The 11,738-nt window shown below is 62.4% G+C and carries 10 protein-coding genes and 4 pseudogenes; 4 read left to right on the forward strand and 10 right to left on the reverse strand.

All coding sequences use genetic code 11. The annotated features are described in order from the left end of the window. Nucleotides 1–9: 9 nt before the first annotated feature. The 4 genes and pseudogenes from PNO31109_RS05695 to PNO31109_RS05710 form a co-directional block, all read right to left on the reverse strand. Nucleotides 10–960 carry a TIGR03756 family integrating conjugative element protein gene (locus PNO31109_RS05695; protein WP_086071293.1) on the reverse strand — a complete coding sequence of 317 codons (951 nt, stop codon included), beginning with the start codon at nt 958–960 and terminating at the stop codon, nt 10–12. After that, on the reverse strand, nt 957–1,394 hold the full coding sequence (locus tag PNO31109_RS05700) for a TIGR03757 family integrating conjugative element protein (protein ID WP_150554659.1): 438 nt from the start codon (nt 1,392–1,394) through the stop codon (nt 957–959). Before PNO31109_RS05700 ends, PNO31109_RS05695 begins: the two co-directional genes overlap by 4 nt. A gap of 317 nt (nt 1,395–1,711) precedes the next feature. Continuing rightward, nucleotides 1,712–1,864 (reverse strand): annotated as a pseudogene (locus PNO31109_RS05705) (type I methionyl aminopeptidase); the annotation flags it as partial. 130 nt (nt 1,865–1,994) lie between these two features. Beyond that, nucleotides 1,995–2,798 carry a sulfite exporter TauE/SafE family protein gene (locus PNO31109_RS05710; RefSeq protein ID WP_124136608.1) on the reverse strand — a complete coding sequence of 268 codons (804 nt, stop codon included), beginning with the start codon at nt 2,796–2,798 and terminating at the stop codon, nt 1,995–1,997. Nucleotides 2,799–2,904: 106 nt separating this feature from the next. Between PNO31109_RS05710 and PNO31109_RS05715 the strand changes: the two genes are divergently transcribed. Further along, the gene (locus tag PNO31109_RS05715; RefSeq protein ID WP_124136562.1) at nt 2,905–3,690 is read left to right on the forward strand and encodes an AraC family transcriptional regulator; all 786 of its coding nucleotides are present in this window, start codon (nt 2,905–2,907) and stop codon (nt 3,688–3,690) included. A gap of 102 nt (nt 3,691–3,792) precedes the next feature. Here PNO31109_RS05715 and leuD read toward each other — a convergent pair whose 3' ends face one another. The 3 genes and pseudogenes from leuD to PNO31109_RS05730 all read right to left on the reverse strand — a co-directional run. Continuing rightward, nucleotides 3,793–4,494: a 3-isopropylmalate dehydratase small subunit gene (gene leuD / locus PNO31109_RS05720; protein WP_241286779.1), complete on the reverse strand. Its 702-nt coding sequence runs from the start codon at nt 4,492–4,494 to the stop codon at nt 3,793–3,795. Further along, nucleotides 4,491–5,909, reverse strand: coding sequence for a 3-isopropylmalate dehydratase large subunit (leuC, locus tag PNO31109_RS05725; RefSeq protein ID WP_150554660.1), 1,419 nt, complete (start codon nt 5,907–5,909; stop codon nt 4,491–4,493). The genes leuD and leuC overlap by 4 nt, the downstream gene beginning before the upstream one ends. Nucleotides 5,910–5,927: 18 nt before the next feature. Beyond that, nucleotides 5,928–6,461 (reverse strand): annotated as a pseudogene (locus PNO31109_RS05730) (alpha/beta fold hydrolase); the annotation flags it as partial. Here PNO31109_RS05730 and PNO31109_RS05735 point away from each other — a divergent pair. Both PNO31109_RS05735 and PNO31109_RS05740 read left to right on the forward strand, forming a co-directional pair. After that, nucleotides 6,443–6,919: pseudogene (locus PNO31109_RS05735) on the forward strand (glutathione binding-like protein); the annotation flags it as partial. The pseudogenes PNO31109_RS05730 and PNO31109_RS05735 overlap by 19 nt on opposite strands. Nucleotides 6,920–7,002: 83 nt before the next feature. Further along, nucleotides 7,003–7,578 carry a TetR/AcrR family transcriptional regulator gene (locus PNO31109_RS05740; protein WP_027350546.1) on the forward strand — a complete coding sequence of 192 codons (576 nt, stop codon included), beginning with the start codon at nt 7,003–7,005 and terminating at the stop codon, nt 7,576–7,578. 67 nt (nt 7,579–7,645) lie between these two features. Here PNO31109_RS05740 and PNO31109_RS05745 read toward each other — a convergent pair whose 3' ends face one another. Beyond that, complete coding sequence (locus PNO31109_RS05745; protein ID WP_150554661.1) at nt 7,646–8,881, reverse strand: ISL3 family transposase; 1,236 nt, start codon at nt 8,879–8,881, stop codon at nt 7,646–7,648. A 169-nt stretch (nt 8,882–9,050) separates the two neighbouring features. After that, on the reverse strand, nt 9,051–9,977 hold the full coding sequence (locus PNO31109_RS05750; RefSeq protein ID WP_001554380.1) for a LysR family transcriptional regulator: 927 nt from the start codon (nt 9,975–9,977) through the stop codon (nt 9,051–9,053). A 133-nt stretch (nt 9,978–10,110) separates the two neighbouring features. Between PNO31109_RS05750 and PNO31109_RS05755 the strand changes: the two genes are divergently transcribed. Next, entirely contained in the window at nt 10,111–10,899 is a 789-nt protein-coding gene (locus tag PNO31109_RS05755) for an alpha/beta fold hydrolase (protein ID WP_150554662.1), read from the forward strand. Nucleotides 10,900–11,371: 472 nt separating this feature from the next. Here the strand turns inward: PNO31109_RS05755 and PNO31109_RS05760 are convergent. Further along, nucleotides 11,372–11,665: pseudogene (locus PNO31109_RS05760) on the reverse strand (M24 family metallopeptidase); the annotation flags it as partial. Between the last annotated feature and the right edge of the window lie 73 nt (nt 11,666–11,738).

The raw sequence follows: 11,738 nt of genomic DNA on the forward strand, positions 1-11,738 counted from the left end.
CATCGGGCCTCACAGGAAATCGACGCTGCCGAGGAACACCTGGCCGCGGCGCTGGCAGCAGCTATAGGGACGCCACAATGCCCAGGCGTAGTCGCCTTGCCGGGCCTGCACCTTGGCATTGCCGTGGGGGAATACCGCGCAACTGCTGGACAGCGTGGGGGTCAGCTCCTGCCACTTGCCCGTGGCGGCATCGGTTTCCATCAGGGCGCCGGCCGGCCAGTAGCCATCGCGCGAACTGGCGAGCAGTGGTTGGTAGACGTGGATCTGGTTGCGGCGCGTCACGATGTCACCCGCGCGCTGGGCGACCACGGCTGCGGCCTTGTGGTCATCCACCTGGTGCAGGAAGCCGCCACGCGGATAGACGTTGCCCCAGAGATTCATGGCCGTGCGCGTGCCGATCTCGCGCCGGCCGGGAATCAGTGCTTCCGGATACAGCGCCTCGGGGATGTTGTAGCGCCATGCCAGCGTGTCGAGCGTGCTCAGCAGATAGGGCATGAAGGCGGTGCCGGCGCCCTCGCAGGTGTAGCCGGAGGCGCTGGCGAACTGGCTGAACACATAGCCACCCGGATGGCCGATGACGTCGGCGTTCTTGAACTTCGCCAGGTTGTTCTCGTGATCCTCGTTGGTGGTGCCGTCGCCGCCGGCCTTCGCGGTCGGGTTCGGCAGGCTCATCGCCCGCACCTCGACCCAAGGGTTCTCGCCGGTGTTCGAGTAGCTCGACACCACGGCATCCGGGATGTAGTGGCGCACCTTGACCGAGGTGCGTACGGTGCATCCCGTCCAGGTGCAATAGAGCCAATAGCAGATGCCGGTGACGCGGTATTCCAGGCAATCCGGCGACAGGGTGGAGGCCACGATGGTGGCGGTGTTCAGTGCAAAGGACGATGCGGAACACCCCAGCAGCAGCGCTGCGATGGCCAACCGCTGGCGCCGGGATGGCGCGAACGGACGCCTCGTCATGGCTGCGTCCTCCGGTATTGGTCGATGCGGGCTACCGCACGGGCCACGTCCGTCTCGCCATAGACCACGTATCGGCGATCCACCACGATGGCGGGAATCTTGGTGACGCCAAGGCTCCAGGCATCGGCAATACCCTGGTAGGCGGTGCCGATCCTTCGCTGCAGGTCTGTACCGCCCAATTTCAGGCGTTGCTGGACGATGGCGCTGGCGCGCTCAGGATCGGTGGGCAGGTTGTCGGCCAGCTCCGCTTCGAGCACCGCGGCCGCGTCCAGGATGAGGTGTCGGTCAGCCTGGCCAAGGACCGGATGATGCGAGTCGGTAACGACCCAGACTTCCGAAGCGGCGGCGCGAGTGGCCAACGCCAGAATGGCGATGGCCGTAGCAATCCATGCTGGGCGAGCGCGAGCGGCATGAGGAACAGCGCGAGAGTCCATGGGACAACACCGGAGGGAAGCCAATCCGGTGGCAGTCGAACCGAAACCAGTCCTCGACGCGACAAACAAAGCGGAGACCACCTCGCCCCGTTTTCACCATCCTTGTCTGCCCCGACTCGCTGATCCGGACCTACGCGCGTGCCATGAGCTGACTGTGTGCAGTGGATGGGTATGGGCCGATCCAGCCCCGTGGCCCAAGCTGTTCACATCGGACGCCGATGTGGCTTGATTGCTGGCCGAGATTGATATCGGCGATGACAACGGCCACGTATCTGGTTGTTGCGACTTGAGCCTAGACGATGTCCCCAGTCCTACTGGATGTCCTCGGCGGAAGGAATGCCGCGGCAGACCACACGGTCGCGGGAGGCGTTGAGCGCATAGACGTACCCGTACTGCCCTTTGCTGGCCGGGAACGCTTTGAGCTCGTGGGCGATGAGGCCAACGATCAGATCGTTGACCTGCATTGTGGACTAGTTGTGATCTCTCAGTAGGTTGTTCATCCGGGGCTCCTGGGGGCTGGTTTCGCTTCGTAACCCCCATCTTCCAGAGATGCCCCGGATGAACAACCTACTGAGGGATCACAGCTAGAGGCAGAGAAGACTAAGCCACCAGCATCACCAGCAGAACGACGCACAGCAGCGTGATGTATGCCTTGGCGTGAATGGTATCGGGAATCCGGCCAATCCACCTCGATGTGGCCCGGATACCCAGCCATGAACCAACCGCCAAGACCGCGCAAGCGCGCAAGTCGATGTAACCCGCGTGCCATGCACCCAGCGGTGCATCGTTCCACGCCAGCAGCGCATAAGTCGACGAGCCGACCACGGCCATTGGCAGCGACAGTGGGTTGGCCGCTGCTGTCGCAGCGGTCATGCTGGCGCCGCGGCGGCGCATCAGCGGCACGGTCATCACGCTGCCGCCCACGCCCAGGAAGGCGGCGATCGCACCAATCGCCGTGCCTGCGGCAGCGGTCATCCACCGTCCCCATGGACGAATCCGCGCAGCCGTTTCCTGGGTGAAGCCCGGCCGCAGGATGCTGTCGAGGATCGTCAACCCCAGGTAGAAGATGAAGGCCCAGCGTACCCAGTCCCCGCTCAATGCCAATGCGGCAGCCGCGCCCGGTATTGCGCCCACGGCGATGTAGCCCAGTAGCGGGCGCACCTGATCCCACGGCACCGTGCCAGCTTTGTGATGGCGCATCGTCGCCAGCCCCGCACCGAAGATCATCACGCAGGTGGACGTGGCAACGGCCACGTGCATGGCGGCGTCGCCCACGGCGCTGCCGCCATGCGTAGCCAGGAGCACGGAATACAGCACGGGCACGACGACGAAGCCACCGCCGAAGCCGAACAGCACGGTCGTTATCCCGGCGAGGAAACCAAAGAACAAAAGCAGGAAGTACATGGCGGAAACCGCATCGTGAGAGGACGAAACTTCACGATAGGGTGCGCCGAATTGGCTGTCTCTCGCTGATTGGTCAATAATCCTTTTGTTTAGGCCATCCATTGCCATGCGCAACATACCGCTGGACTCCGTGGATGCCGTGGCGCGCCCCGTGCTGGCCATCGGCACCGATTACCCGCCGGGCACCTTGCTCGACACCCATACGCACCGGCGCGCCCAGGTGCTGTACGGCATGAGCGGGGTGATGGAAGTGGAAACGGACGATGGCGCATGGGCCATTCCACCGTACAGCGGCGTGTGGATTCCCGCCGGCAAACCCCACCGCGTGCGGATGCAGGGTGTGAGTACGCGCAGCCTCTACATCGAGCCGGCTGCCGCGCCGCGCCCGGCAGATCACTGCGAGGCGCTGGTCATCTCCCCTCTGCTGCACCAGTTGCTGCTGGCCTCGGCGGACATGCCCGCGCTGTACGACGAGGACGGGCGCGACGGTGCGCTGGCGCAGTTGCTGCTGCACGAAGTGCGCCAGACGCAGACGATGCCCCTGTTCGCGCCGATCCCCCAAGACCGCCAGCTTGCACGGCTGTGCAAGGCGTTCCTGAAGTCGCCCAGCATCCAGGCCACGCCGCAGATGTGGGCGCAACGGCTGCACAAGAGCCTGCGCACTTTCAACCGGTTCTTTCACCAGCAGACGGGCATGAGTTTCGGGGCATGGCGGCAGCAAGCCTGCCTGCTGGCGGCGCTGCCCCGGCTATCGGCTGGGCAGTCCGTCACGCAGGTGGCGCTGGATCTGGGCTACGACAGCCCCAGCGCGTTTTCCACCATGTTCAAACGGCGGCTCGGCAAGACGCCGATGAACTTCATCAGCGAATCCGACACGGCCGCATCTCGGTAGGGGGTTCCGTGTCCCTGTCGTGAAATACACATCGCCCAGCCGCCGCAAGCAGGCAGTGGCTGAACGTTAACCATCCGTTCCCCATGATCGCCATGTTCATCGCTACCTTTCCTTTTCGGAGGACAAGGCCTGTCCTTGGCTGCGTACGGAATTCAAGCCCGCACCGCGTTTTCTTGTCCGCGTCCTGGCGATATCGACACGGCACCAGGGACGTACCTGCCAATGCTCAGCTTCGAACCGGTCGATGGCTGCTGCATCGCGCAAGGTCATGGCGATCATGTCCAATCCATCGACCAGCATCCGCTTCTGCCTGGGTTGCAAATCGAAGGGATATTCATCGCCCTGCGGCGTGGAAACGATTTGCTTCTCCACGTCGATGGTCAGGCGCTTTTCCTGGCCATGCGCCACGCTGTCCATCAACGCCTGGACCTGCTCCGGCGGCAAGGTGACAAGCAGCAGGCGATTGTTCATCGCATTGAAATAGAAGATCTCTCCGTAACTCGGCGCGACGACAGCATCGAACCCGGCCTGCTGCAATCCCCATACCGCGTGCTCCCGGCTCGATCCGCAGCCGAAGTTCGCCCCGCCCAACAGAATGCGCGCGCCGCGATATTCCGGACGGTTGAGCACGAAGTCCGGGCGAAGCCGCCCTTCGGTGTCGAAACGCAGGTCATGCAGCAGTCCGTCTGCCAATCCGCTCTTGTCGATCCCCAGCAGGAACTGCTTGGGCATGATCTGGTCGGTGTCCAGGTTGCCGATTGGCAATGGCGCCGCCACGCCTGTGATACGGTGCGTTTCGCTCATGCACGGAACTCCTTGCGAATGTCGACGATGCGTCCGGCAATCGCGGCAGCGGCAGCCATGGCCGGACTCATCAGATGCGTGCGGCTGCCGCGGCCCTGACGGCCCTCGAAGTTGCGATTGGTCGTGGAGGCGCACCGCTCGCCCGGCGCGAGTACGTCGTCGTTCATCGCCAGGCACATCGAACAGCCCGGTTGCCGCCATTCGAATCCCGCCTCGACCAGCACCTGCGCGATCCCTTCGCGTTCGGCCTGGTCACGAACCAGCCCGGAGCCAGGCACCACCATCGCCCGCACGCCTGGGGCAACCTTGCGCCCCCACACCACCCGAGCCGCCTCGCGCAGGTCCTCGATGCGGGCGTTGGTACACGAACCGATGAACACGCGGTCGATCGGAATACCTTCGATCGGCGTGCCGGGCGCCAAGCCGATGTAATCCAGTGCCTTATGCCAAGTCGCCCTCTCGATGTCACCCACGGCATCGCTCAACGGCGGCACGGTGCCGTCCACCGGCAGCGCCTGGTCGGGACTGGTACCCCAGGTGACATAGGGAGCGACCTCGGAAGCATCGAAGCGATGCTCGGCATCGAAACGCGCCGATGCGTCCGTGCGGAGTTGCCTCCATGCGGCACGAGCGGCCGCCAGCGCAGCGTCGTCCATATCGCAGATCCGCTCGCACACGTAGTCGGACGTGATCGCGTCCGGCGCGATCAGCGCGGCGCGGGCACCGGCTTCCACGGTCATGTTGCACAAGGTCATGCGCGCCTCGGCGGACAGTGCGGTGATAGCTTCGCCGACATACTCGACAGCATAGCCACGCGCGCCTTGTGCTCCGATCTTGGCGATGATGTGCAAGATCAGGTCCTTGGACGTCGTCCCCAGAGGCAGCCGACCATCGACCTGGATTCGCATGTCCTTGGCCACGCGATACACCAGAGTCTGCGTGGCAAGCACGTGCTCCACTTCCGACGTGCCGATCCCGAACCCGAGTGCCCCGAGGGCACCGTAGGTCGTGGTATGGCTGTCGCCGCACAACACGACCATGCCGGGACGGATCAGGCCAAGTTCCGGCGCGACCACATGCTCGATGCCTTGCATCGGATCACGCACGTCGAACAGCTTGATCCCCTGCTCAGCGCAGTTGGCGGCAAAGTTCGCCGCTTGCCGTGCGGCGGGGGCAATGTCGATCGTGCGCGCAGCAATCGGCACCGGGCGCGTGGGGATGACGTGATCGACCACGCCCAGTTGCTGGCGTGGGCGCCGCACCCTCAGCCCGCGTTGCGCCAGTCCCGCGAAAGCCTGTGGGCTGGTGTATTCGTTCATGATATGCAGATCGGCATAAAGCAGCACGTTGTCGGCGTCCAGGCGTTCGACGGTGTGCGAATCGACCAGTTTCCGGTAAAGCGTCGTCGCTGGCATGGGCAGGCTCGCGGACAGTCAGGAAGGCAGGAAGGCGAGGACGTGATCAAGCAACACCTCGGGCGCTTCCTCCGGGATGTAGTGGCCGCAGGGCAGCGCCATGCCCTTTACGCCAGGATTCCAGCGGCGCCACTCGGCCAGAGGATCGAAGCAGCGTTCGATCACGCCATCGCGTCCCCACAACGCCAGGAAGGGACATTGAATCTGCTTGCCCGCGGCAAGATCGGCCTGATCGTGTTCGAGGTCGATGCCTACCGAGGCACGGTAGTCCTCGCAGATGCCATGTGCGGTTGCCGGATCGGACAGGCAGCGCAGATAGGCGGCATAGGCCTCAGGCGCGAAAGGCTTCAGGCCGGCACTGCGGGCACCGATGGTCTGCTTCAGGTAGAGATCCGGATCGGCCCGGATTAGCGTCTCCGGGAAGGGTGCCGGTCGCACGAGGAAGAACCAGTGCCAGTAGGCGCGCGCGAATTCGAATGAGGTCTGCTGGTACATCGCCAGCGTGGGTGCCACATCCAGCGTGACCAGGTGGGATACTTGAGCTTGCGGATGGAACTTGCATTGCCGAGTGCACTGCCATCACAGAGTATCTCGATGCGCTCGTCGGGGAGCCTGTCTTGACGGGCTCCACAGCGTTCGAGAGGGGAATGATTCACATGATGAGCAAGCGCGCCGAACTGGAGCTGCTTGACGCCATCAGTGTTTACTTCCACCATGGAACGCCGGGTTTGGGGCCACTGGTGGAGCAATACCAGAACAGGGAATGGGGACTCAGGCAGCGCGACAAGGCCTTGCGTGGCATGCATTATTTCGACGATGTGCTTCGCAAGCGAGCTTATGTTGCCGGCGACGCGTTCTCCATGGCCGACATTACGGTCATCGCCGGACTGATATTCGCTGATATCGTCGACTTGGCGGTACCCGCCGAATGCACGGCGCTCTTGGCATGGTACGAAAGGATGAAAATGCGCCCCAGCGTAAAGAGCCAACCTGCATTTGTTCGCAGGTAGGCCGTTCGACGTATTCGTAACCAAACGCTCGCAAGACAAAATACCGCCGTGGAGCGTTATTACACAAGTCGAGGGCGACAGCCGTGGAGAGTCAGAGAAACACGAACTCCAGTGACAAGATCTTGTCCATTGCAACACGAATCGCCCAAGCACACGGTTACGGTGGCTTGAACGTGCGCCGCTTGGCCGAAGAAGTTGGTGTCAAACCTGCAAGTCTTTACCATCATTTCCCGAGCAAGGCGGCTCTTGCTGCTGCAGTTGCCAGACGATACTGGGAAAATTCGTCGACGCAATTGGAAGAACTGTTGAATCGGTTTCCGGACCCCACAGATTGCTTGCGCAGATATCCCAATATGTTCAGAAAGGCGCTGGAGAACGACAACCGCATCTGCCTGTGCAGTTTCATGACGGCTGAATACGATGACCTTCCCGAGAATGTGAGGCAAGAAGTTCGAACATTCTCTGATGTGCATATCACATGGCTGGCTAAGGTTTTGGCGAGCGCCGGGATTGTCAATCCGAACATCGCGAAAGAACGCGCGCAGGCCATCTATGCTGCAATCACAGGAGCGCAGCTGATGGCACGTGGGCGTTCCGACTTAAGTCTTTTCGATACGTTGATCACGAGCTACAGGGTAGCCGGACTTCTGCCGACATAGAGGCGAGGCCGACGGACGCACCACGAAGACAAACGGCTCTCTCGCGTTTCGTGTGGAAAGAGCCTGATCATGATGCCGCAGGTTTCAGCCATGGATTGCGCGGTAGGTGTTTGAGCTTGGCGCACAGCAGGTAGGCGATCGCGATCAGGTTGTCGTTGGTGGCGTAGCCTTTGGCCCGGGCCTTGGCAGCCTGGATCTGCGCATTCATCGCCTCGACGAAGCCGTTGCTCAATCCACTGCGGAAGTGTTCGAGGATGCCGTGCCTGTGCTCGCGCAAGGTGGCACCCAGGCGCTTGAACGACGGCAGCCGGTAGCGACGCGCCCAACCGATCCAGCGATCCAGTTCGCGCCTGGCCTCCTCGTGCGCGCGAGCCACCGCGTAGAGGCTGCGCAGCGCCTCCTTCAAGCGCCACGCGCGGGCCGTCTTCAGGCTGCTGCGCTGCAGCCAGTGCAGGGTGCAGACCTGCTTGTGGCTCCAGCGCTGGGCGTCCTTGAGCAGCGCCCAGCGGCTGCCCTTCAACGCTGGCTCAACCTTGACCTCGGCCCGGCGCACTTCGTCCAGCGCCCGGCTGGCCAGGGCCACCACATGGAAGGGATCGAAGGTCAGCCGTGCGTTCGGGCAATGCGCGGCCGCGCCCGCCTGGAAGGCCTTGGACAAGTCCATGCTCAGGTCGCCGATCGCATTCGCATCACCGCCGTGCATCTTCAGATCGGCCACGAACGACTCGAAGGTCGCCGCATCGCGCCCGGGCGTGGCGAACAGCAACCGCCCCGCGTCTGCGTCATGGAACAGCGTGATGTAGCGCTGGCCGCGCCGGCTACTGGTCTCATCCACGCCGACGCGCCTGACCGCGCTGTAGTCCTCCCGTGCGCGTGCCCGGTCGACGTGATGACGCAGCACGCGCCAGATGCGGTCATCCGACACGCCTACCAGCCGCGCCACGTGCGCCACCGGCATCGCCTGGCACAGCGCGATCACGAAGGCCTCCATCACCAGCGAGAAGCCCGAGCCCGGACGCGCCCATGGCGGCTGGACCTGGCCGGTCTTGCCGCACGCCGTGCAGGCCACCCGCGGAAGACCGGCGTGGATGAAGGCCTTGAACTGGAAGAAGTGCAGGTGCTGCCAACGGCGCTCGATCCGGTCATGGATCGGCTGGTCCGCCGCTCCGCAGGCCGGACACCCCAGCCGCTGCGCTTGGCACTCGACGGCAAAGTGGATGGCGCCCTCAGGCCGCCGGAAATCCACCGAAGTCACCGCCCAAGGCGGACTCAGGCCCAGAGCCTGCGTGAAGAGAGGTTCCATCCAGCCACACTGCCGCACAGGCTCCGATCAAGCAAGGCACCTTCCACACGAAGCGCGATTGATCCAGACAAACGCACGACTGCTGTTTGGGCAAGGCAACCGCCACGTCACGTTTGGGGCGCGTCCGACGCGCCCGGCATTCTCAGGGCTGGGGGACTCAGGGGCAACCTCAAGCCGTAGTGCTCCTATGCATGAGATCCCACGGCTGCGTGTCGTCGAAGCTCATGCTCAGATGCTCGATGAAACGGCGAACTTTCAACGACACATGGCGCTTGCTCGGATAGATGGCATGAATCGCCAAATCCTTTGTTTTGTGGTCAGGCAGCAGGACACGAAGCGCACCGCTGGCGATGGACTGCTCGAACACAAAGCTGGGGCCGTAGACCACCCCCGCCCCTGTCAGCGCTGCCGCGAGCAGCATCTGCATGTTGTTTGCAGCGAGCCGGATCTCACCATCAATGTGATATGTCTGGCCGTTAGCATCCGTAACGCTCCAGTCTCCGGCTGAAACCGCCTGGGAGAAAGCAAGCCGAGGTGCCTGGCGGAGCTGTTCGATGGTTTTCGGCTCGCCATGTCGTGCCAAAAAGGATGGGGCTGCACAGAACATCATGCGACACGAGGCGAGCCGCCGAGCAACGAGGTCGGAGTCCTGCAGACGGCCGATGCGGATAGCAACGTCGATGCCATCTGCCAGTAGATCGACATAGCGATCGCTCAGCGTGGTCTCGATCGAGACATCGGGGTATTCAGCCAGATAATTCGATACAACACGACCAAGATGCAGTGCCCCAAAGGTTGTCGGCGCAGCCACGCGCAAAATTCCATGCACACTCTGTTGCGCGTCCTGGGCTTCGCGGTTCGCGTCCTCGTATTCTTCCAGCAAGCGCTTGCATCGCGTGTAGTAGGACCTTCCTACATCCGTTAGCGTCAACTTGCGCGTGCTGCGTTGAAGCAACCGAACTTTCAGCTGTTCCTCGATCGCGGAAACGTGCTTGCCCGCCATCGACGGTGACAGGCCAAACCGTCGAGCGGCGCTTACCAAGCTGCCTTCTTCGACTGCGGAGACGAACACCGCCATGCTGAGCAATCTATCCATCCATACCACCTCATTCGATATCCTGATTATCAGGTGGTGATAAATCTAGGCCTATTATCGTCCGAATGGAATGGGTCTAGCCTAGCACTGTAGCCAGCCGATCCCCGGTGGGCTTTAGCAAAAGGATGTTCCAATGAAGGTCGAATCGAACAGCATAGAGATCCATGTCGAGGAGCAAGGGCAAGGCGATCCGTCACTCGTTTTTCTGCATTACTGGGGCGGCTCCTCCCGCACTTGGAAGCACGTCTGCTCCAGGCTGGCGCCGAACTTCCATACGCTTGCTCTCGATCATCGCGGCTGGGGTCAATCCGACGCGCCTTCGATGGGCTACGGGCTGGCAGACCTTGCAGCCGATGCAGAGGGCGTGATTGCAGCGCTGCACCCGAAGCGCTACGTTCTGATCGGTCACTCTATGGGGGGCAAGGTCGCTCAGCTTATGGCTTCGCGGCGGCCTGTCGGACTGGTCGGGTTGGTTCTCGTCGCTCCTTCACCGCCATCGCCAATGATCTTGCCGAAAGAGGCACGCGAAATGATGGCAGGAGCCTACGCAAATCGCGAAACAGTGGAGGCGACTATCGACAACGTGCTGACGGCCCTCCCACTGTCAGCGGAGGATCGCGAACAAGTGATCGCGGACAGCTTGCGTGGCGCGCCAGCGGCCAAGCTAGCTTGGCCCAGAGCGACCAGCTTGGAAGACATCACCGGACAGGTAGGTGCCATCGACGTACCTACGCTTGTTATTGCAGGCGAGCGGGATCGCGTGGATTCGCCCGAGGTACTGAGGAAAGAATTACTTCCCCGCGTATCGCAAGCCGTCATGACCGTAGTACCAAGTGCAGGGCATTTGCCTATGTTAGAAACACCGGATGCATTGACTCCATTGATTGAGAATTTCTGCCGTTCACTGCCAGGGAAGGGGTGAAGCGGACATCGCGGCGGTGCGCAATTGAAGCGCCTCGCAGCTAATACGCGGCGAAAAGCTCGCCCCCCGAAGGGCGTTGCACGGACGTGGGCGGCGCAGTTCGTGCACTGGTACAACCACGAGCACCTGCACAGCGGGCTGCGCTTCGTGGCCCCGGCCGTTCGCCATGCCGGTCAGGATGAGGTCCAGTTGCAGGCACGCAGATGGGTATACGAGCTTGCCCGCCAGCGCCATCCGCAGCGCAGGACCGGACCGACCCGCAACTGGAGCCGCGTTGGCGCCGTCACCCTCAATCCCGACCGCGATGCGGGCGCGCCGAGGCAAAGCCGACAGCATGAAAGTAACCGATTAGCTGCATGAGATCAGGCGACAACTACCTTGACACGCACCGAGAGCACGCCGGCAACGGCGTGTTCTTACCCGAAGTCAAAGTCAGATCCTGAGCGAAAGTCCGTATCGCTACCACACTGGATCAGTGCAACGCCTTTTCGCCCGGGCGCAGCGTCAAGACACGCACACCGTTCCCGGTGACAGCAACGGTATGCTCGAACTGAGCCGACAATTGCCCATCGCGCGTAACCACCGTCCAGCCGTCGTCCTCAGTTCGAATGGCACGTCGTCCTTGGTTCACCATCGGCTCTATGGTGAAAACCATGCCTTCGCGCAGTACTAGCCCCGTTCGCGGCTTGCCCCAGTGCAAAACCTGGGGGTCCTCGTGCATTTCACGACCGATACCGTGCCCACAGTATTCCCGGACGATCGAATAGTTGAGTTTCGCATCGGCCGAGTTTGCAGGCAGGAAACCGTGACCCGATGGAAAGCATTCCTGGGGCGTATGC

It is taken from the genome of Pandoraea nosoerga, from assembly GCF_902459585.1.
Lineage (GTDB): Bacteria > Pseudomonadota > Gammaproteobacteria > Burkholderiales > Burkholderiaceae > Pandoraea > Pandoraea nosoerga.

What these genes read in the sequence shown, in the direction of transcription:
- PNO31109_RS05695 (WP_086071293.1), bottom strand. Translation starts at nt 960, where the DNA reads ATGACGAGGCGTCCGTTCGCGCCATCCCGGCGCCAGCGGTTGGCCATC.
- PNO31109_RS05700 (WP_150554659.1), bottom strand. Translation starts at nt 1,394, where the DNA reads ATGGACTCTCGCGCTGTTCCTCATGCCGCTCGCGCTCGCCCAGCATGG.
- PNO31109_RS05710 (WP_124136608.1), bottom strand. Translation starts at nt 2,798, where the DNA reads ATGTACTTCCTGCTTTTGTTCTTTGGTTTCCTCGCCGGGATAACGACC.
- PNO31109_RS05715 (WP_124136562.1), top strand. Translation starts at nt 2,905, where the DNA reads ATGCGCAACATACCGCTGGACTCCGTGGATGCCGTGGCGCGCCCCGTG.
- leuD (WP_241286779.1), bottom strand. Translation starts at nt 4,494, where the DNA reads ATGAGCGAAACGCACCGTATCACAGGCGTGGCGGCGCCATTGCCAATC.
- leuC (WP_150554660.1), bottom strand. Translation starts at nt 5,909, where the DNA reads ATGCCAGCGACGACGCTTTACCGGAAACTGGTCGATTCGCACACCGTC.
- PNO31109_RS05745 (WP_150554661.1), bottom strand. Translation starts at nt 8,881, where the DNA reads ATGGAACCTCTCTTCACGCAGGCTCTGGGCCTGAGTCCGCCTTGGGCG.
- PNO31109_RS05750 (WP_001554380.1), bottom strand. Translation starts at nt 9,977, where the DNA reads ATGGATAGATTGCTCAGCATGGCGGTGTTCGTCTCCGCAGTCGAAGAA.
- PNO31109_RS05755 (WP_150554662.1), top strand. Translation starts at nt 10,111, where the DNA reads ATGAAGGTCGAATCGAACAGCATAGAGATCCATGTCGAGGAGCAAGGG.